The organism is Mycobacterium sp. NGS22 (assembly GCF_059813095.1).
This window is the reverse complement of record NZ_JCALDY010000015.1, coordinates 59,566-81,573: the sequence shown is the minus strand read 5'-3', so window position 1 is coordinate 81,573 and position 22,008 is coordinate 59,566. Positions and strand designations below refer to the sequence as shown.

Sequence of the window (22,008 nt, the reverse complement as noted above, 5' to 3'; positions counted from 1 at the left end):
CTTTCAAAATACCGTGCAGACGTTGTCGCTGTGCGCTTCGTATCCCCACGCGCAGGCGGTTCTAACCGGTGGAGCCGCCGACGACGGCGTCCCCGGAAGGCACCTCGCCGTCGGGAGCGGCTGGGGTCTTTTCTTCAGGCTGAGCCGGTGGCGCAGCGCGCAGCCCGGCCGTCAGGCGCGCGCCGGTATGGTTGACGTGCAGCACGAACGGTCGCAGCGGGGTGTAGCGCACCACGCTCACCGAGGCGGGGTCGGCGTTGACCCGCTGGAAGCTGTCCAGGTGCATGCCGTAGGCGTCGGCGATCACCGCCTTGATGACGTCGCCGTGGGTGCAGGCGATCCACAGCGCGTCGCCGCCGTGCTGTTCGGCCAGCCGCTGGTCGTGCTCGCGGACGGCGGCCACCGCGCGGGCCTGGACCTGCGCCAGTCCTTCGCCGCCGGGAAACACCGCCGCGCTCGGATGCGCCTGGACCACCCGCCACAGCGGTTCGTTGACCAAATCGCCCAGTTTGCGGCCGGTCCATTCGCCGTAGTCGACCTCGGCGATCCGGTCCTCGACCACAGGTTCCAGGCACAGCGCCTCGGCCAGGGGGGCCACGGTGCGACGACAGCGCAGCAGCGGGGAGGTGACCACCGCCCGGATCGGCAGGTCACCGATGCGGTCGATGAGCCCGGCGGCCTGCTCGCGTCCCTTGTCGTCGAGGTCGACGCCCTCGGAGCGGCCGGCCAACACGCCCGCGGTGTTGGACGTGGACCGGCCGTGGCGCAGCAGCAGGACGGTCATGTCGCGGCGACCGTCCCGCCGGCCAGCAGGAGCAGCACGACCGCGCCGGCCAGCACCCGGTAGCCCACGAACCAATACATGTTGTGCCGCACCAGGAAACGCAGGAACCACGAGACCGCGGCCAGTCCGATACCGAAGGCGATCAGCGTCGACACCAGCAACTGCGGACCGGTCGCGCTCATGCCCTCGGTGACCGGGTGAAAGGCGTCGGGCAGCGAGAACAAACCGGAGGCGAATACCGCCGGGATGGCCAGCAGGAAGCCGAACCGGGCGGCCAGTTCGCGTTCCAGACCGAGGAACAGTCCGGCGCTGATGGTCGCTCCGGACCGCGAGACGCCGGGAACCAGGGCCAGGCATTGTGCGGCGCCGACGACGACGGCGTCACGCCAGTTGAGTCGTTCGACGTCGCGGGTCTGCCGTCCGACGTACTCGGCCAGGGCGATCACCGCCGAGAAGACCACCAGCGCCGTGGCGACCACCCACAGGTTGCGCACTCCGGATCGGATCACGTCTTTGAACAGCAGTCCCAGCACGCAGATCGGGATGGTGCCGATGATGACGTACCAGCCGAGCCGGTAGTCGGCGTTGCGCTGCGACTTCACCACCAGACCGTTGAACCACGCCCGGAGGATCCGCGCGATGTCGCGGGCGAAGTACACCAACACCGCGGCCTCGGTGCCGAGCTGGCTGACCGCGGTGAACGACGCGCCGGCGTCACCTCGGAAGAAGATGCGCGAGACGATCGCCAGGTGCCCGGAGGAGGAGACCGGCAGGAATTCGGTCAGGCCCTGCACCACGGACAAGACGACGACTTGCCCCCAGGACATCGGCGCGACCGCAGACACGACGACGACCGTACCCGGTCGGTCAGGAACTGGTTCAGCGTGAGACGGGCACCGCGTGGGCGACCGAGTCGCGCACGGCGGCAGCTAGGCTGCGCTCGTCGGTGAGGTCGATGTAACGGATGCTGTGTACGGCGCGGGCGACCACGTCTTCGTCTTGCGGAACGGGACCCGACAACCGCGGCCGGTAAACTTCGACGACCAGCGAGTGATGTTCGATATGGAAGGAAAAACTGCGCCCATCTCCGACTTGTCCGTAGCCGCTGGCGAAAATTCCCGCGCACATGTCTTCGATAGCAAACTCGTTGTTTGCGATATGCCGGTCGACGATGACGGTCATGGCGTGAGAATACCTCTCCGGCGGGTTTCTAATCAGCCAACATGGCCAAATTGAGCGCGATAGCGTTCCTTAGAGTTTTCTATGTGCCACTGAAGGGTCTGGAGCGCAGATTTGCTGTTGAGGTCTCGTAAGCGGTGCCATCAGTGCGTGGTGGCCCTGACGGCTTTGCTGCTGCTCGCGACCGGGTGTTCCTCGAATCCGCTGGTCGCGCCGCCACCGACCATCGAACCCGCCCGCCCGGCAGTCGCACCGCCCGCCCAGCAGCCTCCGCCCGGCGCGGTGCAACCCGTGGATGGGCGACCGCAGGAGGCCTTCTTCGATGACGGGACCCGCCAGTTGGTGGTGCTGTCCCCCGGCCGCGAGGCGGGCGCACCTGCCACTCTCACCGTGCTGGGTCCGCAGTCCGCACCGCGTGTCCTCACTCTGCCGGCGCCCGCGACGTCGCTGACCGGCGACGGACGCGGAACCGTCTACCTGGCGACCGCAGGTGGCTTCCTGGCGGTGGACGTGGCGCGCGGCGCGAGCACCCCGGTGACGGTTGCTCAGGGCGTGGACTTCACCGCGATCGCCCGGCGCGCCGACGGCAAACTGGTACTGGGCAGCGCCGACGGCGCGGTGTACACGCTGGCCGCGGACAACTCGGTGGCCAGTCGCAACAAGATCTTCGCACGGGTCGATGCTCTTGTGACGCAAGGCAATACGACAGTCGTGCTGGACCGCGGTCAGACGTCGGTGACGACGATCGGAGCCGACGGGCGCGCCGAACAGGCGCTGCGCGCCGGTGAGGGTGCGACCACGCTGGCCTCCGATCCTTACGGCCGGGTGTTGGTCGCGGACACCCACGGCGGCCAGCTGCTGGTCTACGGGGTCGACCCGCTGATCTTGCGGCAGGCTTTCCCGGTCCGGCAGGCCCCGTACGGACTGGCCGGATCCCGGGAGCTCGCGTGGGTGTCCCAGACGGCGTCCAACGTCGTCGTTGGTTACGATCTGAGCACCGGAATACCCGTGGAAAAGGTGCGATACCCAACCGTGCAGCAACCCAACGCGCTGGCCTTCGACGAAGCCTCGGACACGCTTTACGTGGTGTCGGGTTCGGGTGCCGGGGTTCAGGTGATCGAGCACGCGGCGGGCAAGCAGTGACCGCGCCGCGCTGGAGTCGCCTGCCGGCGGGCTGGGAAGCCGACATGTCCGACGAGTACGAGTGGGCGCCGCTGCGCCTGCCCCCGGACGTCACCCGGCTCAGCGCCTCCACCCGGCTGTCGATCGAGGCGGAATACCGCGGCTGGGAGCTGACCCGGGTGCGGCTCTACACCGACGGCAGCAGGCGAGTTCTGTTGCGCCGCAAGAAGACCCGCATGTCCGATCAGCCCGAACCATGACGGTCACCGAACCGCTCGCCGAGCGTCATCAGCTGTACGGCCTACTGCGAAACCTGCTGTTCATGGTGCCCGCGGAACGGGTGCACACCCTGGTATTCGCCGCGCTGCGCGGTGCCACTGCGGGGGCGCCGGCCCGCCGGGCGCTGAGCCGACGGCTGGGTCCCACAGACCCGATCCTGGCCAGCACGGTGTTCGGGGTGCGGTTCCCGGCACCGCTCGGGCTGGCGGCCGGATTCGACAAGGACGGGACCGGCCTTTCCGTCTGGGGCGCAATGGGTTTCGGCTATGCCGAGATCGGCACCGTCACCGCCCACGCCCAACCCGGCAATCCGCCGCCGCGGCTGTTCCGGCTACCCGACGACCGCGCGCTGCTCAACCGGATGGGCTTCAACAACCACGGCGCCGGAGCGCTGGCCGCGCGACTGGCCCAGCACGTGCCCGAGGTGCCGCTGGGAGTCAACATCGGCAAGACCAAGAACACCCCGGCTGAGGAGGCCGTCGAGGACTACCGGGCCAGCGCCCGGTTGTTGGCGCCGCTGGCCTCCTATCTGGTGGTGAACGTCAGCTCCCCCAACACTCCGGGACTGCGCGATCTACAGGCGGTCGAGTCGCTGCGGCCGATCCTGTCCGGGGTCCTGGCCGAAGCATCCGGCACCCCGGTCCTGGTCAAGATCGCACCGGACCTCTCCGACTCTGACGTCGACGAAATCGCCGATCTGGCAGTGGAATTGGACCTGGCCGGCATCGTGGCCACCAACACCACGGTGTCGCGGGACGGACTGCGCACCCCGGGGGTCGACGAGTTGGGCGCGGGCGGCATTTCCGGGCCGCCGGTGGCGCGGCGCGCTGTGGCGGTGCTGCGTCGGCTGTATCGCCGCGTCGGGGATCGGTTGACGCTGATCAGCGTGGGCGGCATCGAGACCGCCGACGACGCTTGGGAGCGCATCACCGCGGGTGCCTCACTGCTGCAGGGCTACACCGGCTTCGTCTACGGCGGAGGGCTGTGGGCCAAGGAGATTCACGACGGGATTGCCCGGCGGTTGCATGACGGCGGGTTCGATTCGCTCAGTGACGCCGTCGGCACGGTCGTCTGACGTCAGGCGGAGCCGCTCGGCGCAGTGAGGCTCTCGGCAATGAAATCGGCAGTGCGACTGTGCCATTCGCGCCACCGACGGACCATGTGGTGACCAACGCCCTTGATGCCCACCCACTGCGCGTCCACCCCACGCTGCTGCGCACGCTCGGTCTGAATGCGGGAGACGTCCGGATCGGTGCGGGTGTCGGCGGTGCCGTGAATGACCAGCAACCGGGTACCGACCGGGATCAGGTCGCCCTTGTCGCCGTACCACCACGGTGCCAGCGCCACCAAGACGTCGATGTCATTGTGGGCGGCGAGGTGCGCCGCCACCCGTCCCCCCATCGAATGTCCCACCAGTGCAACGTGTTTGGGCTCATACTGGGCCCGCACCCGGTCCAGCACTGCCTGCGCGTCGCGAACCGGGTCCTGCCGGGGGCTGTTCCACCCACGCAGCCGATAACGGACGCTGACGACTTTGACGTCGGGCCCCAACCGGCGACGTAACGCGTGCGCCAAGGCGGCTGCCCGCACGCCCGCCGGCTGCCACCATCGGTAAGCCTGCTCACTGCGGATCATGCCGCCGGGCAGGACTAGCACGCAGGCGAGCATCCGGCTGCCCCGGCGCCTAAGTCTGCTCGTAGGTGGCGTGGATGACGGCGCGGGCGATCGCGTGCTGGAACAGGTTGAAGCCCAGGTATGCCGGTGTGGCGTCCTCGGGCAGATCCAGCTTGTCGACGTCCACCGCGTGCACGGCGACGTAGTAGCGGTGCGGGCCGTGTCCTTCAGGGGGTGCGGCGCCGATGTAACGCCGCTGCCCGGCGTCGTTGGCCAGCGTCAGGGCCCCACCCGGCAGGTCGCTGCCGTCGCCGGCGCCGGCCGGCAGCTCGGTGACGTCGGCGGGCAGGTTGGCCACCGCCCAGTGCCAGAACCCGGACGCGGTCGGGGCGTCGGGGTCGTAGACGGTGACCGCGAAGCTACGCGTCTCGTCGGGGAAACCCGACCAGCTCAGCTGCGGGCTCTCGTCGTCGCCGCCGGCCCCCATGATCCCGCTGACCTGTGCATTGGAGAGCGACTGCCCGTCGGTGATCGACTCCGAGGTCAACGTGAACGACGGCAAGTCGGGCAGCGCATCGTAGGGGTTGGGCACACTCATGGTCTGTCCTCTCGTGTGATCAGCAGTGGGTGAGAAAGTGGGCCAGCACCTGCGTGCCGAACCGCAGCGCTTCGATGGGTACCCGCTCGTCGACCCCATGGAACAGCGACGAGAAATCCAGGTCCGGCGGCAGTCGCAGCGGGCTGAACCCGAAGCAGCGAATTCCCAACCGCGCGAAGGCTTTTGCGTCGGTGCCGCCGGAAAGCATATAGGGCACCGTGCGCCCGTCCGGGTCGACGGCGAGCACCGCGGCGTTCATCGCGTCCACCAGATCGCCGTCGAAAGAGGTCTCGTACGAATCCAGGCTGCGGATCCATTCGCGGGTCACGTCGGGTCCGAGCAGGGCGTCCACCTCGGCCTCGAAAGCGGCCTGTCGCCCGGGCAGCACCCGGCAGTCGATCACCGCTTCCGCCGTCGCGGGCACCACGTTCGCTTTGTACCCAGCTTTGAGCATGGTGGGGTTGGCGGTGTCGTGCAGCACAGCCTTGAGCATGCGGGCCATCGGTCCCAGCTTGTCGATCACCCCGTCCAAGTCAGGCGAGTTGACGTCGAGGCTCAGGCCGGTCTCCTCACTGACCGCAGCCAGGAACTGAGCGACGGTGTCGGTGACCACCAGCGGGAACTGGTGACGACCGAGCCGGGCGACGGCCTCGGCGAGAACGGTGACCGCGTTGTGGTCGTGCACCATCGACCCGTGCCCGGCCCGGCCCCGCGCGGTCAGCCGCATCCACTGAATGCCCTTCTCCGCGGTCTCGATCAGATACAGGCGGCGCTCGCCGCCGTCGCGGCGCGGCACGGTCAACGAGAAGCCGCCGACTTCACCGATGGCTTCGGTGACCCCGGCGAACAGATCGGGGCGGTTGTCGACCAGCCACTGTCCCCCGTATTTGCCGCCGTTTTCCTCGTCGGCCAGGAACGCGAAAACCAGATCGCGGGGCGGCACGATGCCCGCGCGGCGCAGGTGCCGGGCCAGCACCAGGGTCATGCCCACCATGTCCTTCATGTCGACCGCGCCGCGGCCCCAGACGTAGCCGTCCTCGATGGCTCCGGAGAACGGGTGCACGCTCCATTCGGCCGGTTCGGCCGGCACCACATCCAGGTGGCCGTGGATCATCAGGGCGCCGCGGGATGGGTCAGCGCCGGGTAGCCGGGCGAAGACGTTGCCGCGGCCGGGCGCACCGGATTCGACGTATTCGGGCTGGTAGCCGACTTCGGCAAGTTGCTCGGCGATCCAGTGGGCGCACTCCGCCTCGCCCTTGGTCGTCTCCAGTTCACCGGTGTTGCTGGTGTCGAACCGGATCAACCTGCTGACCACCTCGGCCACGTCGTCGCCGAAAACGCTGTCCGACCGAGGAAGGGTCACAGTCACCTTTCCTACCACTACACCGGCAGCCGCGACCCGGGCCGGGCCGATTGGGCGGTCGCCCGCCGATCCGATAGCCTTAGCTGCCAACTCTGTTGGTCTGGTCCGAGTGGCGGAATGGCAGACGCGCTAGCTTGAGGTGCTAGTGCCCTACTAATGGGCGTGGGGGTTCAAGTCCCCCCTCGGACACGTCCGGCGACACGACTTAAGTCGGCAGTCGCCGTGACTCGCTGAAGATGCGGGTCGTAGTCGAGGCGCAGGCCCAGGCTTGCGTATACCTGAGCGCGTTCCGCCCCGGTTGCCTCACCAAGCACTGCTGACAGCCCGCCCAATTCCTCAACCAACTCGCTGATTTGTGCGGCAGTCATGACGCGAGGTCGCTCCGCTTGCTCAAGACGGACCTTCAGCTCGTCGCGCTCGGCGGTGCGGCGGCGCAATGCAACAGTCAAATCCTCAACGGCCACACCAGACTCCACGGCGGTAACCAGAGCAGCAACCTTCGCATTCGCCTCGCTGAGCTGGCGCCGCAAGGCCGCGTAGCCAGCCCCTGCTACCGGGTCCGCGTCTTGCCCGCGTGCCAAGTCGGCCGGATCGGCCAGGGTGGCGATCCATTCGTCAAGTCGCGCAGTCACCTCATCTTCACGGAGGTAGACGGTGCGCGGGTGATCACTCAGGTCCGCGGGTACCGAACGCGACTTACCGAGCTCACAACGGTAGAGGATGCGTGTTGTTCGCTTCCCGGCGCGGGCAGCGCCCTGCATCCGCCGTCCACATGCGGCACAGAACAGCAGCCCACGCAGTGCATATGGCACTGTTGACTCTCTGCTGCAAACAAGACCGGGACCCCGCCGCGCCTGCATCCGAAGACGAACAGCCTGCGCTAGTTCGTCACGGATCAGCGCTTCATGCGTGCGGCGTTCTGGTGCGATCCAGTCGGCCTCATCACGCCACCGCATACGAGTCTCATACCCCGCAGCGACATCATCGGGGTTGACCAGAACCTCGTATTTCTCCTGCTTGCCCCAAACACGGATACCGCGGTACGCCGGGTTGTCGAGTATCGCGCGGATCGCCGAATGGGACCATCCTCGTGGGTCACGATGCCGATTCCGTGCCGGGTCGTACTGGCTCGGTGACGGTACACCATCGTCGGTGAGCCGTTGCGCGATATAGCGCAGGCCCGCTCCGTCGGCGTACATGCGGTAGATCCGCTCGACGACCGAAGATGTCGCGGGGTCGGGTTCGAGGCGGTGAAGCCGCTGCCCAAGATTGGCCTTGGCAGGGTTTGGATGCGGGCCGGCATCGACGAGCCGGTAACCGTAGGGTGGTCGACCACCGAGATATCTGGCGGTGTCGTGCGCGAGTGCTGACATCGCCGTACGGACGCGCATCTGGATTCGAGCGCGCTCTCCCTTGCTCATGCCGCCGAACAGAGTCATCACCAGGTCGTGTGCCTCGGAGCCGGGATCGACCGCTCCGCCGACCTCGGGTACCCACAGGCCAACTCCGTAGTGCGTGAGGACAGGGAAGGTGAGCGCGAACTGCGGCCCGTAGAACGCACGGGCGGGTTCCCCAATCACTACGGCATCAAAGCTACGGTCCCGACAAGCGACATCAGCAAGCAGACGTGACGCCTCTGGCCTGCGCTTCCACGGCAGTGAACGGCTCTGTCCCACATCGAAGTAGTCGGCGGCGATGAATCCGCCGTGCGGAGTGATCAGGTCCATGGCACGCCGCTTCTGCCAGCTGCGGCTCGCCTCCGGGTCTTGAGCGTCCTCCGTGCTCACTCGGCCATAGAAGGCGAACCTCAGGCTCACGCCACTCCCCTCCCTGATCCAAGCATCCGGTCCCGCACAGCCATTATCACGTGTACCAGCGCGCGGTTGGCCTCGGACGGAAGTCGATATTGGTTGGGCACAACAATTTCAACACCCCCCTCTGACACCGTCGGCGCATCGGGACGAGCGTCACACCCGGAGCGAGCACGTGCTGCTCGGGACCTGTCAGCCATCGCTTCCCCCTGGCGGATCCCATTGTTGATTGCGGGCTTGGCCACGGACTTCGATCAGTCCGATGCGGCGGGTGTGGATGTGTTGGACGGCCGCGGAGTAGATGAGGGTCCGGTCGCCGAGGCTGGTGGGGCCGGCACGATCGAATTCCCATGCCACCAGATCATCGCCATCGGTGGAGTCGAGGCCGAGATCATGTTGGTGCGCAGTGCTTTTTAAACGTTGTTCACGGGTCCAGGCCGCGCGACGTTCGCGCAGCGCGGTCATCGTGGTGGAATAGCGGCGGGATTTGCTGGTGATGTGGCCCCGGTAGCCCAGGGTGTGCAGCCACCGACCGACACCGGCCAGTCCCTTATCGGCGAGTTGGCTGATGGCGGTCAGGATCGCCCGAACGTGGTCGCAGACATCGAGGTCAGCGATGGCCTCGGTGGAGATGCGTCGCGCGCTGATCCCGACGTCAGCTAAGGATTTGGTGACGTATTTCGCGAGGTAGCGAGCTACGCGGCGGCCTGGAAGAACCCCGCCGTGTGGTGAATCCTCCTGCACAGCAGAGCCGTCCGTGCCGGCGTGCCGGTTGTCGATGGGTTGGGTGTCGACTTGTGTGCCGAACCTGATCACCCGTGTCGCTGTATTTGAGGATGAGTCGGTGACCGTCACGGCCACGGTTCGAACGGCCTGTTGGATGATGGTGGCCAGTTCGGTTGCCGCAAGGGGCGCATGCCAGTCATGACCGCCAGAGTCATCGCTGTCGGGCGGGTCGAGGCGGATCAGGGCATGAATGTGCGGGATGAGCCGGGCTTGCAGTTCGACGACTTTGATGAAGCTGACCTGCACCGCATCCGGGTCGGCGCCCGAAGCACGTAGCTCTCGGCGCAGTGTGCGTCGCAGGGTGATGGTGAAGCGTCGCCACAGTTCGGGCAGGTGCCATGTGAACAGGACATGCCCGGTGTAGTCGTAGCAGTCCGCGCAGATCGGCTGTCCCGCATAGATATCACCTTCGCCGTGGGTTGTGCTGCACCACAGTGGTTTTCCATGCGGGCATCGGCGGTAGCCGCCAGTGTGGTGGTGGTCGCGACACACACGCTGCTTCTTGTCGCCTGCACGCGCGGCGGCGTGAACAGGCCCGTAGCTAGGTGCGGTGAGGGTGACGAACACCTGCGGACGATCGGCCACTGCTGCGGGGATGTTGTGGTGGCCGCCGGCGGTGCCAGCGTGCACGAGCTGCCACGTGTCGCGGGCGTACAGGTCTGAGCACGATGGGCATACCTGTGCGCGGCGGTTGTTGCACCGTGTCCACACCACCCGATCGCGGCCTATCTCGTCGGTACCTCTGAGTTGGATGGGGTGGGCGCAGAAGCCAACAGATTCCGCGCGCCGCCACCACGATTCGAACCCCGTCGAGGACGCGCGGCGCACCATCTGATCCACCACCGCATTGGTGTCGATCGAGCCGGGAACCCCGGGCAACACCAGCGTGGGGGCTGTCGTTGCAGTAGTCACCGTTGACCCCGGGCGGTGTCGGTGCGCCCGCTGTTGGACTGGTTGGTTCGGGTCGCGGCACGAGGTGGCCGGAATCGTGCTGCCAGAGTGGCGATGTCGTGGTCGGCGACGTGAAATGCCCGTACCCGCACCGGTTGGGCCGTGCCATCGATCATCATGTAGCCCACACCGGGAGTGGTGTCGGGGATGTGATCGCAGTCGGCCCCCGCGTCGCGGGCGCCCTGGCCCAAAACCATGGTGGTTTGGGTGGCTTCGGTCAACCGCAACCCGATTCGCACGGTAAACAGCTGCCGCACCGGCAGGGTGTCTTTGGCCGGATCTTGCACCGCTGCCACCACCGAAATGCCGACGGCCCGGCCTTGGGAGAGCAGCAGGCCCAACAGCTGTTCAATTTCGCTGCGCACCTTGCGGTCGGTCACATACGCAGTCAGCGCGGCGATCTCATCGATCACCACCACGAATAACGGCTCAGTCGGAGTCGGGGTGTGCATGCGCGTCTTGCCCCGTAACCGATTGGCGCGGGCGTGCATCACCTCCACTAGTTGCCGCAGCAGGTACAGGGTGGTGCCAGTGGCGTCGTGGGTGAACACCGTGAACATGGGTGCTCCGGCGCCCAGTTCCATGCCGCCTTTCGGGTCGATGACGCAGAGCCGCACTTGTCCGGTTTTCACGGCGGGGGCGAGGCCAGCGATCAGTGACCACAACACTGAACCTTTCCCCGCGCCGGTCGCGCCAGCCACGAGCAGGTGGTGGCCAAGCAGAGGTAGGTGCCACCAGTGGCGGGTTTCGGTGATCCCGACCCGCACCGACCCCACATCCACCGCAGTCGCCGTCGTGGGCATGGGCAGGGCAATCGGGTCGGCCAGCACGTCGCCGCGCATCAGGGTGATGCGTAGCTCTCCGGGCGCGGTCGCGCGGATGGCGATCCGGTCGGCACGCCAGGCGGCGGCTAGCGCCTCGGATTGCTTGTGCCAATCAGCCAGGGAGTGGCCGGTGACCACTCGCAGCGCCAGGACGTCGGTCGTCTTGCCGATGCGCACCGACTGCAAGGTCGGCACCAAGGTGCGTTCGCCAAGTGTGGCGGTCAGGCCGTGCAGGGTGCACACCGATTGCCAGGTGCGGGTGTAGCGCGACCAGGTCAACCAGCGCCGCCGCACCGGCTCGGTGACCCATCCGTGAAACGATCGCGGGTCCAGCCACGCCCAGCCCGCATACGCGGCAGCGAAAGCAATACCGATGATCAGACCCGCGCGTGAGCCATGGGTAATGGCCATCGCCACGCTGGCGATGATCGGGATGCTGATGGCCGGGAACAGGACCGCCCACCACAGCAGATACCCGGCCGCTTTGAACAGTGAGAGGATGAGGTCGGTGATCCAGTCGTCGTCGTTGGATTGAGAGTTCTTGCTGTTTTTGTAGTTTGATGCCATGACAGGCGTCCCTCTGGTGAGTGAATGGTCGATAGCAGCTCACGTGCTGGGGCGCGACACCCACGAGCGCCGCGCCCCAGCAAATGGGGTTATTTCTGCGCGCGGGACGCTTGATCGCTCGGCGCAGCCGCGGGGTTGGTGGGGGTGATGGCGTCGGCACGGAACGCCACGCCGCTGCGATCACCTTGAGCCCAAGGGATAGCAACCAGACCCGCGACTGAAACAGGTTGGGTGACTGTCACTTTCGGATCCCCGGCGACGGTGACGTTGAGCACTTCACCACCGGTGTCATCCAACGCCAACAGCTGCGCGGCATACAGTGGCACGCCGGTGGCGGTGTCCACTTTTGGGCTGCCGGTCTCGAAGTTCAGCCGCGGCTCGGCCGCTCGGGTGACGATGAACCGTGTGCCTGATGTGTCGATTCTTAAACGCATTGTCCCGCTGTTCCTTTCGTGATCTGTTTGCGCCCGTTGCGGCGCTGGGCTCAGTTCACGTGGACATCGCGGACGTAGCGAGGGACGTTGGCAGGCATTGCCGACACTGCCGCAGACATTTCGGACACGACAGGGACATGCCCGTGGGCATCGGACGGGCATCACCGCCGCGGGGCGGCGGCAGTCGCATGGCAAACTAGGAACCACGCGCTGAGGATGGACAGGGATGACACGGAAAGATGTGCGCTGAGACGACGGGCGATCAGGACGGCGACGCCGAGGCCGCCACGATCCCCAACGATCGCCTCACCCAACGGCTGCACGCCAAGGGACTCTCCCCACAGAGGTTCGCCACTGCGGTGGGCGTGGATATCAAGACGGTGCGCCGCTGGCTGGCCAACATCGACTACAACGTCCGCGAGGACAACGCCCGCCGCGCCGCTAAGCTGCTTGGCTGCACACCGCACAACCTGTGGCCCAACCAGTATCCTGCCCCTACCGCGAGCGCGCTGGCGACGACGTCGCTGGGTGGTCCGTTCACCGCGACGCTGTATGCCAGCCGCACCCAGCTGCCGATCACGACGTGGCAGCAGCATTTCGGCGACGCCACCACCGGCATCGACATCCTCGTCCTGGCGGCCACGTTCCTGTTTGACACCCTCGACGGCTTCCTCGACATTCTGCTCGACGCCGCCGCCCGCGGTGTGGCGGTGCGGTTTCTCGTCGGGGATCCTGACACTGCCACCACGATCCTGCGCGGCAAGGAGGAAGGCATCGGCGAGGCCGTCATCGCCCGCTGCCGCACGTCCGTGGAGTTGCTCGCCCCGCATGCCGATACCCCGGGGCTGGATATCCGCACCCACGACACCACGCTCTACACGTCGATCTTCCGGGTCGACGACGCCATGATCGTCAACTTCCACATCTACGGCTCACCCGGGCGCAACAACCCCGTGCTTGTGCTGTCGCGCCACCACGAACCACGGCTCTGGGCCACCCTCGAAGACGCTTTCACCCAGGTCTGGGATCGCGCCAGACCGCTCAGCGCGAAAGGCTGAACCCTATGCGAACCGACTACTACAACGACCCCAACGCCCCGCTGCCCAACAGCGTCGTTCCGTCAGCCTCGGCCATCGTCACCGACGAACAGGGTCGTATCCTGCTGATCAAACGCCGCGACAACACCCTGTGGGCGCTACCCGGCGGCGGACACGACATCGGCGAAACGATTGCCGACACCGCCGTCCGGGAAGTCAAAGAGGAAACCGGGCTCGACATTGAAGTCACCGGCCTTGTCGGTGTCTACACCAACCCGCAGCATGTCGTCGCGTTCACCGATGGCGAAGTCCGCCAACAGTTCTCTCTGTCCTTCACCACCAAGGTTCTCGGCGGTACCCTGGCCATCGATCACGAAAGCACCGACATCGCCTGGACCGATCCCGACGACATCCCCAATCTGGACATGCACCCGTCGATGCGACTGCGCATCGAGCACTACCTGCAACACCGCGACAGCCCCTACCTCGGCTAACCGGCTGGGTTTACAGCCAATCGCGTACCCGTCGGACCGCCGCCAACAGTTCGTCGCGCCCCGCGTCGACCGCGCGGTGCACCGGGTCCTCGGGTCCATAGCGGCCCAACACCTCGATCAATCGATCTCGCGGTGATACCGGCGCCCCGTCCGGCCCGGTCGTCAGATCGCAAAAGGTCAACACATCCAGAACATCGCTGGGCGGATCGCTGAACGCCGCTAAACCTGACAAGCCGCGCTCGGCAGCTTCCGCGTGCGCCCCAGTATGGAACGCCACCAGGGAGGCGACCAGCTCCCGAAAACCCGCCGCCCGGGCAAACTCTGCGCCATCGAGCGGATGAAACCCGGTCCGGCGCAACGACGGTGCGTAGCCGATATCGTGCAGCCACGCCGCTGCCACCAAAGAGTCCGCTGTCTGGGCATCGAACCGCCGACTCAGCCGCTCGGCAGTCGTCGCGACACCCCGCACATGCGCCAACCGCCGCAGCTGCCCCACCAGTCGCGTCTCGGCCTCTCGCCGTGCACGCTGCGCCAGCATCCCGCTCACAACCGCCATCCTACGAGTCCCATCGCCATGGCGCAGACCCGCAACTGATGCTCAGCGGAGCCCGGGCCGCCATAGCCCGCGAGGAACCGGCGGCTACCTGCGGGCTTCGCTACACTCCCTCTGCTCCCGTCCGCTGGCGCTCCCGTCCGCGCCGCTCGCTACGCTTCGCCCTCCGTCCGCCGCCACACAAGCTTGCACACGACGACGAGCGCTGTACATCTCAACGGCCACGGCATCCTGGCACCACGACAAGCCAGGACTGTCCTCGCTCCTCGCCGCATCGAGACGCCGCGGGCAGCAGGCGCGACCAACGCCCGCCTGACCGCCGCTGGCCTGCGATGTGAGAACTTTCTTTACTGCTATCAAGTCGATGGCGGCACGTTGCCACCAGCTCGACACCGCAGCCGCCCGACTCGAACGCCACGTCGACACCATCACCGCCACCGCCGCACCCGAGCTACAGCGTCGGGCCCGACACCGCTGCCACGCTGCTGACCGCCCTCGGCGACAACCCCGCTCGGATCGGCAGCGACGCCGCTTTCGCCAAACTCTGCGGGGTCAGCCCACTGGAAGCCTCCAGCGGCAAAACGATCCGCCACCGGCTCAATTGGGGAGGCAATCGCGACGCCAACCGTGCCCTGCACGTCATCCTGGTGGTGCGCATGCGCCGTCACCAGCCCACCCGCGACTACTTCGTTCACCGCCTGGCCGAAGGCAAAACCAAGAACGAGATCATGCGCTGCATCAAGCGTACATCGCCCGCGAGATCTACCACGCCCTCCGCCAACCCAGCAGAAGAACCAACGAACTCATTGCCTGAAGAACTCATTGCCTGAAGATAGGAGCATCTGGTATCAACTCCCGAAGGGCACCCGATCCGCAATGTCCACCCATTTCGTGGCGATATGGCACCTCTGTAGATGCCATCAATCCTCCCAGGTGAGTAATGTGCAGGTGGCTAATCGTTCAGGGTCATAGGGAACGCGAGATGATTTCCTTCATCACCTCATTTGTGCCGGCGTAGATTTTCTGCACGCGCTGGTCCACCCACAATCTCGAGATGGGGTACTCGGTCATGTACCCATATCCGCCGTGGAGCTGCAAACAGTCATCGAGCACCTTCATCGCTCGCTCAGTGGTCCACCATTTCGCCATGGCGACGGTCTGGACGTCGAGTTGGCCCGCGAGGTGTAGGTCGATGCAGTAGTCCAAAAATACTCGTGCGATGCGCGTTTCGGTTGCAGCTTCGGCCAAGATGAATTTCGTGTTCTGGAAGCCGAAGACGGGCCGTCCGAACGCTTCCCGCTCACGGGTGTATTTGAGTGTCTGCTCCACGGCAAGTTCCATCGCCGCGACCGCCCCAACCGCGACGATGAGCCGCTCTTGAGGTAGCTGCGTCATCAGCTGAATGAAACCCTGACCCTCGGTCTCGCCCAGGAGGTGCGAGCGGGGCACTCTTACGTCGTCGAAGAACAACTCGGAGGTGTCTTGTCCGCGTTGGCCGATTTTGTCGAGGACCTTGCCGCGCCGGAATCCGGGTCGATCGGCTTCGGCGACGATCAGCGAGATGCCGGCGGCGCCCTGACTTGGATCTGTCTTGGCGACGACGATGATCAGGTCGGCTTGCTGACCGTTGGTGATGAAGGTCTTTGCGCCGGTGATCACGTACTCGTCACCGTCAAGAATTGCTTTGGTCTTGACACTCTGCAGATCAGAACCGGTCCCTGGCTCCGTCATGGCGATAGCACCGATCATTTCGCCTGAGGCCATCTTGGGCAGCCACTGCCTCCGTAGTTCTTCGGCCGCATACTGGAGGATGTAGTGCGCGACGATTCCGCTGTGCAGCCCTGCGCCCCATGAGCTGTCCCCGACTCGGGCTTGCTCTTCGAGTACGACGGCTTCGTGCGCGAATGTGCCGCCTCCCCCGCCGTATTCTTCGGGTATGGACATGCAGAGCAGGCCTAGTTCGCCGGCTTTGTGCCACAATTCTCGGTCAACTTGGTGCTGGTCTGCGAAACGTTGCGCATGTGGGGCCAATTCGGTCGAGAAGAACTTCGCGGCAAGGTCACGAAGCTCGAGCAATTCGGCGCTCATCCAGGGAGAAATTGATGCTGTCACAGGATTCCCTCTCGGCTGTTCAATATCAATGGGTTTGATTTCTTAGGACGTTTCGATCTGATACTCGCCGGCGGAGTGACGCGCGCGTATGGCCTTCTTGTCGTATTTCCCGACGCTTGTTCGGGGAATCTCAGACACGAAGCTCCACCGCTCCGGGATCCACCACTTGGCGACCTTGTCCAACAGAAACGCGCGCAGTCGGTCGATGTCGACCTCGGCTCCACGGTGAACCACGACCAGGGCGAGCGGTCTTTCCTGCCATTTGTCGTCGGGAACTGCCACCACCGCAGCCTCGTAGATCGCCGGGTGACCAATCAGCGTGTTTTCCAGCTCGACTGAGGAGATCCATTCTCCACCTGACTTGATGACGTCCTTCGCACGATCGGTCAGCGTGAGATACCCGTCCGGGTCGATCCGGCCGACGTCGCCGGTGCGCAGCCACCCTCCGTCGAACTTGTCCGGATCATCGTCGCCGAAGTAGGCGCCGGTGATCCACGGGCCTCGCGCCTGTATTTCACCCGCTGATCGACCGTCCCACGGCACTGTCTTCTTGTGGTCGTCACGCAACCGGATCTCGACACCGCACATCGGCCGACCCTGGCTTTCGCGCATCTCCCACGCACGGGTCTCGCCTACTCCGTGCGCTGCGCGTGCGACGGTAGCCAGCGGCGAGGTTTCGGTCATGCCCCATGCCTGCACGATAGGCACGTTGTACTTGTCTTCGAATGCCCGCATCAGCGAGACGGGGACTGCCGATCCCCCGCAGGCAACCAGCCGAAGTGAGGAGATGTCCCGGGCGGGATTCGATTCCAGGTATCGATCGACATCGTTCCAGATCGTCGGCACTGCACCGGCGATAGTCGGCTGAGTCTCTTCGATGATCGACACCAGCGGCGCGGCTTGCAGATGGCGATCGGGTAATACCAAGTCCGCACCAGACATCAACGCCGCGTAGATCAGTCCCCACGCATTGGCGTGAAACATCGGGACAATGGCCAGGATACGGTCGGCCTCGCTCACTGCCAGGGCGTTCGACGTGCAGGCGGTCAGTGCATGTAGGTAGGTCGAACGGTGGCTGTAGACAACACCTTTGGGATTTCCAGTAGTCCCGCTGGTGTAGCACATGGCCGCGGCGGAACGCTCATCGATCTCGGGCCAATCGAAAGTCTCCGGTTGCTGCGCCAGGATCTCCTCGTAACGCAACACCGTCTTCCCGCATCGCTGCAGCGGAGCGAGGTCGCCGCCCCCGGTGGCGATGACCGTATGCACCGACTCCATCGCTGGTAGCGCACTAGCCAACAATGGCGCAACCGACGCATCCACCAGGATGATCTGATCGCTGGCATGGTTGGCGATGTACGCGAGTTGCTCTGGAGCCAAACGAATGTTGAGGGTGTGCAGCACCGCGCCCATGGAGGGAACCGCGCAGTAGGCCTCGAGATGTTCTTGGTTACTCCACTGAAAAGTGGCCACCCGTTGATCTGCCGTTATTCCGAGCCCGCGCAACGCATTGGCAAGTCGGCCCGCTCGCCCCAGGACGCTACGGTAGGACATACTTCGGTATCCAATTCCGTCGGGGGTGATCACCTCGCTGTTTCCGTGAATGGAGGCGGCATGGCGGACAATTGCCGAGATTGTGAGCTGGACGTCTTGCATCGTGCTGTGCATTACGCATCGGCCCTTCAGGCGAACAGGTCTGGATGGCGACTCGCATCGCCTATGAGCGTCCCGTAGTGGGTTCTGAGCGCTTGCAGGATCTCTGCCAGCGGTAGATCGTCGAAGGCGCCTCGATCCCTCAGATATTCCATGTGTTGTGTGCCGTCACCGGCGAACCCGTGCAGCAGGGCGTCTGTGCGCCCGTCGAAATCAATTGGCGGGACGCCGAACCGTGCGCATAGCTCGCGATTGAACGCCGGAGTTGCCTTGACCCAGACACCGCAGAGATGCATGAGGCTGTATCCGTGGTAGACGAAGACGTCGGTACCGCCCATCCGCTCACGCAATGTCTCGGTCTGAAGGTGGTTTCGGACATCGGCGAACCCCAGCCGCGCTGGGATGCCTGCTGCTCGGCAGGCCGCCGTCAAGAGCACCGCCTTCGGGACGCAGTAAGCGCGGTCTGCAGTTGCGATGGTGCTGGCGCGATACGCATGCGGGTCATCGGTCACGGTGTAGGGGTCATACCAAATCGAGTCGCGGACCGCAGTGAAGATGGCTATGGCCTTCGTGGTGTCGTCGACCGCGCCGCGGGTCGCCGATGCAACGAAGTCGCGTACCGATTCATGTTGCCAATCGAGGAACTCCGTGGGCTCCAGGTAAGGCGAGTTCTCACCGCTCATCGGTGCCGCAACGTCACAGGCAGTCCGTCCACGGGAATGGGCAGCGAGGTGTTGTCCCAACGCACGTGATAGTCGTTTGGGACCGTCCAAGTGTAGGTACGCAACATCTGGTGCAGGATTGCCTTCACCTCGAGTGTGCCGAACTGCATCCCAATGCATTTGTGCGCCCCCCCGCCGAACGGCACCCAGGCGAATCGGTGCTGTTGGTCCTCGCGCCGGGGCTCATCGAAGCGCGACGGATCGAAACGGTCCGGGTCGCTCCATATTCTGCGGTCGAAGTGATTTACGGCGGGTGTGATTGCGCACAAGGTTTCACGGGGGATGTGATAGCCGTCGATGGCGACATCGCGGACGGTCTTGCGCATCACCAGCGGAACGGGCGCCAGCAGACGCAGAGCTTCTTTGAGGATCAGATCGAGGACCGTCATCCGCTCCAGTTCGTCGATATCTGGCGAATCGTGACCGAAGGACCGCGCCTCCGCCGCTGCCTTCTCCTGCCACTCAGGATGTTTAGCGAGGAAGTAGGTGACAGCAGTGGTGGTGATCGTGGAGGTGTCATGGGCGGCCATCATGAGAAAGATCATGTGGTTGATCACATCCTCGTCGGAGAACCGTTCACCGTCTTCTGTGGTCGCCTGGCAGAGGGCGGCGAATAGATCGTCGGTCTCGCCTGCACGCGCGGCCGGCAGGTGTCGGGAGAAGTAGTCCTCCAACACGCGCCGCCCATGCACGCCGGCGCGGAACCTGGTGCCCGGGAGTGGAACTCGCACAAAGGAACTCGCCGCGCGAACAGTGGACACGAACGCCTCGTTGACAGCAGCGCTCTCGTCCTTGCCGCGGCCACCCATGAAGACATCCGTGGCAATATCGAGGGTGAGATTCTTCAACAACGGGTAGATCCGGACCGACGGACCGGTCGGCCACGCGGGCACGGCTGCGCGAACGCACGGGGCCACCTGCCCGACATATCCGGTCAGGCGAGGACGCGTGAACGCCTCCTGCATGATGCGCCGGTGCATCAAATGTTCGTCGAAGCTCATGAGCATCAACCCGCGATGGAAGAAAGCATCGATCAGGAAGGACCAGCCATCTTGAGAAAAGGCCTTGGCTTCGCTTGTGAACGCCTCACGCGTTGCGTCTGGACCGGCGATGACCACCATTTTGGTACCGAATGCGCCCATCCACGACACCGAGCCCAAACGTTCGTAACGCTCCCGACTGAATTCTGAACCAAATCGGATGTAGTCGACAGTGTGCCCCAGCAACGGGAGTCCAGCGTCCCCTAGGACGGCTCTCAGCCCAGATCCGGCGGGGGCCGGCGCAAGTTCCCGGACTCTCCAGTCCCGACTCCACTGTCGCCATTTGTCATCGACGACGCGGGGGGCGGGCGCCAACAGGACAGACGTCAACCGCTCCTTGGGGTGACGCGTGATTGCGAGAAGCTGATTAGCCACGATGCCTCCTGGGCGCTCTGCTGCACGGGTATCTGGTAATAGTTTACATAGATGTGCTGAATGTCAATATTCGAACAGTTAACAGTGAAATGTTAGACACCGCCTGCGACCCGGATCATCTGCGCAGCCTCGCGCGGTTCTCACTCGGGCCGTCTAACTGAAGGCGTTCAACGTGCCTGAATAGATAATCGTGACTGCGTGGTTTGCGGGTGAGGATCCGGTAGGCAAATGTAGGCCCAGGCCAGTTCGTCGGGATCGCGCCACTCGAGGTCGTGTACCAGCTCGCGCAAAGCGCCCACACCGACCTTCGCAGCCGCCGGCTCAATCGTGTGTTGTAGCTTTGCTCGATGTCTGGCCTGACGTCGACCGTACGCCCTGGGTCACTCGCCAAAATCTTGATGAGGGCACCGACATAGCGGACCTGAGACTCGATCATGTAAATGATCGACCCGGAACCGACATTCGTGTTCGGGCCATAGAGGAGAAAGAGATTCGGGAACATCGGGACTGTAATGCCCAGGTATGCGTGCGCCTGCGTCCCCCACACCTCGTCCAGAGTCACTCCGCCCCAGCCGCGAACACGCATCGGGGCGAGGAAGTCGGTAGCGCGGAAACCTGTTCCGTAAATGACGACATCCGCGCGATGGAGTACGCCATCGTCGGTCACGACTCCCTTGTCGCAAAGCTTCGCAACCGCGTTGGTCACCAACGAGACTTCACCGTTGGCAATCGCGGGGTAGTAATCATTCGAGAACAACACCCGCTTGCACCCCGGCGCATCTGATGGCGTGAGTTGCCGGCGCAGCATTGGATCGGCAACCTGCCGATGGAGGTGGTAGCGGGCGACCGCGCCGAGAATGCGTGACAAGGGCTTCGCGTCGACCAACGTCACTGCGAGCACTTCAAAAATCAGCCATACCGCGAAACGCTCAAGACGCAGCCACAGCGGCAGAACCTTAATCAGCTGTTGGTGAAGACGTCCGTACCTGCTGTCCCACTTCGGCAAAATCCAAGGCGCCGTGCGCTGATACAGCGTTACGCGCTGTGCCTCGTGTGCGATCCGTGGCACAAACTGTATCGCGCTTGCGCCTGTCCCGATGACGGCTACTTCCTTGCCGCGCAGCGATACCGAATGGTCCCAACGCGCCGAATGAAAACGCGGCCCCTCGAAGGTGTCTTCGCCGGCAATATTCGGCGTATGAGGTCGCGAGAGCTGCCCCACGGCCGAAATCACGACATCGCACCAGATCGTCTCGCTGGATCCGGTCACCAAACGCCAACGGCCGGCCTGTTCATCGAAGGTCATCTCGACGACTTCGGTCCGCGTGCGCAAATGCAGGTCCATTCCGTCGGCCAGGACGAGTCGGCGAAGATATTGGAGTATCTCGGGCTGTTCTGCATAACGTCTCGACCAACGAGTGTTGGGCTTGTCCGAGAGTGAGTACAACGCTGACGGCACGTCGCAAGCCGCTCCTGGATAGGTGTTGTCGCGCCAGACGCCGCCGATGTCTGCAGCCTTTTCCACCATGGTGAAGTTGGTGAATCCGTCCCTCTTCAGCTGATGGGCCATGGCGATACCCGCGACGCCGGCCCCGATGATCACTATCGACGGATCGTGTCCTCGAGGATCCCTCGCAAAGCCGCCTGTCATGAGACAGCTAAGAAGCAGTTGATGGCGCGGTGGCAGTGGAGCATCCACGGTCCCAACAC

Annotated in this window: 22 protein-coding genes and 1 tRNA gene; 7 read left to right on the top strand and 16 right to left on the bottom strand. The window is 64.7% G+C overall.

Annotated elements, in window-relative coordinates:
* Positions 1–61 precede the first annotated feature (61 nt).
* From AC5Y47_RS16110 to AC5Y47_RS16100, 3 genes are read right to left on the bottom strand one after another with little or no spacing between them, the layout of a single operon-like run.
* Entirely contained in the window at positions 62–784 is a 723-nt protein-coding gene (locus AC5Y47_RS16110) for a histidine phosphatase family protein (RefSeq protein ID WP_499945053.1), read from the bottom strand.
* A complete protein-coding gene (locus AC5Y47_RS16105) occupies positions 781–1,611 on the bottom strand; it encodes an undecaprenyl-diphosphate phosphatase (RefSeq protein ID WP_499945151.1) in 831 nt (276 codons plus the stop codon). Before AC5Y47_RS16105 ends, AC5Y47_RS16110 begins: the two co-directional genes overlap by 4 nt.
* Positions 1,612–1,663: 52 nt before the next feature.
* The gene (locus tag AC5Y47_RS16100; protein WP_499945051.1) at positions 1,664–1,966 is read right to left on the bottom strand and encodes a hypothetical protein; all 303 of its coding nucleotides are present in this window, start codon (positions 1,964–1,966) and stop codon (positions 1,664–1,666) included.
* 111 nt (positions 1,967–2,077) lie between these two features.
* Between AC5Y47_RS16100 and AC5Y47_RS16095 the strand changes: the two genes are divergently transcribed.
* The 3 genes from AC5Y47_RS16095 to AC5Y47_RS16085 are packed head-to-tail and all read left to right on the top strand — an operon-like array spanning position 2,078 to position 4,439.
* Positions 2,078–3,106 carry a YncE family protein gene (locus AC5Y47_RS16095; protein ID WP_499945050.1) on the top strand — a complete coding sequence of 343 codons (1,029 nt, stop codon included), beginning with the start codon at positions 2,078–2,080 and terminating at the stop codon, positions 3,104–3,106.
* Positions 3,103–3,345, top strand: coding sequence for a DUF5703 family protein (locus AC5Y47_RS16090; protein WP_499945048.1), 243 nt, complete (start codon positions 3,103–3,105; stop codon positions 3,343–3,345). The genes AC5Y47_RS16095 and AC5Y47_RS16090 overlap by 4 nt, the downstream gene beginning before the upstream one ends.
* 32 nt (positions 3,346–3,377) lie before the next feature.
* Complete coding sequence (locus tag AC5Y47_RS16085; RefSeq protein ID WP_499945150.1) at positions 3,378–4,439, top strand: quinone-dependent dihydroorotate dehydrogenase; 1,062 nt, start codon at positions 3,378–3,380, stop codon at positions 4,437–4,439.
* A gap of 2 nt (positions 4,440–4,441) precedes the next feature.
* Here the strand turns inward: AC5Y47_RS16085 and AC5Y47_RS16080 are convergent, their stop codons facing one another.
* The 3 genes from AC5Y47_RS16080 to AC5Y47_RS16070 are packed head-to-tail and all read right to left on the bottom strand — an operon-like array spanning position 4,442 to position 6,939.
* Positions 4,442–5,020, bottom strand: a complete 579-nt coding sequence (locus tag AC5Y47_RS16080) for an alpha/beta fold hydrolase (RefSeq protein ID WP_499945046.1) — start codon at positions 5,018–5,020, stop codon at positions 4,442–4,444.
* 28 nt (positions 5,021–5,048) lie between these two features.
* A complete protein-coding gene (locus AC5Y47_RS16075; protein WP_499945044.1) occupies positions 5,049–5,576 on the bottom strand; it encodes a YbhB/YbcL family Raf kinase inhibitor-like protein in 528 nt (175 codons plus the stop codon).
* A gap of 19 nt (positions 5,577–5,595) precedes the next feature.
* The gene (locus AC5Y47_RS16070) at positions 5,596–6,939 is read right to left on the bottom strand and encodes a M20/M25/M40 family metallo-hydrolase (protein ID WP_499945042.1); all 1,344 of its coding nucleotides are present in this window, start codon (positions 6,937–6,939) and stop codon (positions 5,596–5,598) included.
* A gap of 103 nt (positions 6,940–7,042) precedes the next feature.
* On the opposite strand from AC5Y47_RS16070, the gene AC5Y47_RS16065 reads away from it, so the two are divergent.
* A tRNA-Leu gene (locus AC5Y47_RS16065) sits at positions 7,043–7,128 on the top strand.
* Here AC5Y47_RS16065 and AC5Y47_RS16060 read toward each other — a convergent pair.
* The 4 genes from AC5Y47_RS16060 to AC5Y47_RS16045 form a co-directional block, all read right to left on the bottom strand.
* Positions 7,110–8,756: a recombinase family protein gene (locus AC5Y47_RS16060; RefSeq protein ID WP_012394803.1), complete on the bottom strand. Its 1,647-nt coding sequence runs from the start codon at positions 8,754–8,756 to the stop codon at positions 7,110–7,112. The genes AC5Y47_RS16065 and AC5Y47_RS16060 overlap by 19 nt on opposite strands.
* A 186-nt stretch (positions 8,757–8,942) precedes the next feature.
* Complete coding sequence (locus tag AC5Y47_RS16055; RefSeq protein WP_012394804.1) at positions 8,943–10,448, bottom strand: replication initiator; 1,506 nt, start codon at positions 10,446–10,448, stop codon at positions 8,943–8,945.
* Entirely contained in the window at positions 10,445–11,878 is a 1,434-nt protein-coding gene (locus AC5Y47_RS16050) for an FtsK/SpoIIIE domain-containing protein (protein ID WP_012394805.1), read from the bottom strand. The genes AC5Y47_RS16055 and AC5Y47_RS16050 overlap by 4 nt, the downstream gene beginning before the upstream one ends.
* 89 nt (positions 11,879–11,967) lie before the next feature.
* The gene (locus tag AC5Y47_RS16045; protein ID WP_011893911.1) at positions 11,968–12,312 is read right to left on the bottom strand and encodes an SCO3933 family regulatory protein; all 345 of its coding nucleotides are present in this window, start codon (positions 12,310–12,312) and stop codon (positions 11,968–11,970) included.
* A 239-nt stretch (positions 12,313–12,551) separates the two neighbouring features.
* On the opposite strand from AC5Y47_RS16045, the gene AC5Y47_RS16040 reads away from it, so the two are divergent.
* Positions 12,552–13,370, top strand: a complete 819-nt coding sequence (locus AC5Y47_RS16040) for a hypothetical protein (protein WP_012394806.1) — start codon at positions 12,552–12,554, stop codon at positions 13,368–13,370.
* Between the two features lie 5 nt (positions 13,371–13,375).
* Positions 13,376–13,843 carry an NUDIX hydrolase gene (locus AC5Y47_RS16035; protein ID WP_012394807.1) on the top strand — a complete coding sequence of 156 codons (468 nt, stop codon included), beginning with the start codon at positions 13,376–13,378 and terminating at the stop codon, positions 13,841–13,843.
* Between the two features lie 10 nt (positions 13,844–13,853).
* Here the strand turns inward: AC5Y47_RS16035 and AC5Y47_RS16030 are convergent, their stop codons facing one another.
* On the bottom strand, positions 13,854–14,390 hold the full coding sequence (locus AC5Y47_RS16030; protein WP_012394808.1) for an HD domain-containing protein: 537 nt from the start codon (positions 14,388–14,390) through the stop codon (positions 13,854–13,856).
* 356 nt (positions 14,391–14,746) lie between these two features.
* On the opposite strand from AC5Y47_RS16030, the gene AC5Y47_RS16025 reads away from it, so the two are divergent.
* Positions 14,747–15,226 (top strand): transposase, encoded by a 480-nt coding sequence (locus tag AC5Y47_RS16025; protein WP_078321963.1) that lies wholly within the window; start codon positions 14,747–14,749, stop codon positions 15,224–15,226.
* A gap of 136 nt (positions 15,227–15,362) precedes the next feature.
* Here the strand turns inward: AC5Y47_RS16025 and AC5Y47_RS16020 are convergent, their stop codons facing one another.
* The 5 genes from AC5Y47_RS16020 to AC5Y47_RS16000 all read right to left on the bottom strand — a co-directional run bounded on the left by AC5Y47_RS16020 (position 15,363) and on the right by AC5Y47_RS16000 (position 21,949).
* Entirely contained in the window at positions 15,363–16,484 is a 1,122-nt protein-coding gene (locus tag AC5Y47_RS16020) for an acyl-CoA dehydrogenase family protein (protein ID WP_016889182.1), read from the bottom strand.
* A gap of 66 nt (positions 16,485–16,550) precedes the next feature.
* Positions 16,551–18,176, bottom strand: coding sequence for a fatty acid--CoA ligase (locus AC5Y47_RS16015; protein ID WP_016889183.1), 1,626 nt, complete (start codon positions 18,174–18,176; stop codon positions 16,551–16,553).
* A gap of 14 nt (positions 18,177–18,190) precedes the next feature.
* A complete protein-coding gene (locus tag AC5Y47_RS16010) occupies positions 18,191–18,844 on the bottom strand; it encodes a transglutaminase-like domain-containing protein (RefSeq protein ID WP_012394811.1) in 654 nt (217 codons plus the stop codon).
* The gene (locus AC5Y47_RS16005; protein WP_012394812.1) at positions 18,841–20,298 is read right to left on the bottom strand and encodes a cytochrome P450; all 1,458 of its coding nucleotides are present in this window, start codon (positions 20,296–20,298) and stop codon (positions 18,841–18,843) included. The genes AC5Y47_RS16010 and AC5Y47_RS16005 overlap by 4 nt, the downstream gene beginning before the upstream one ends.
* Before the next feature lie 115 nt (positions 20,299–20,413).
* On the bottom strand, positions 20,414–21,949 hold the full coding sequence (locus AC5Y47_RS16000) for a flavin-containing monooxygenase (protein ID WP_012394813.1): 1,536 nt from the start codon (positions 21,947–21,949) through the stop codon (positions 20,414–20,416).
* Between the last annotated feature and the right edge of the window lie 59 nt (positions 21,950–22,008).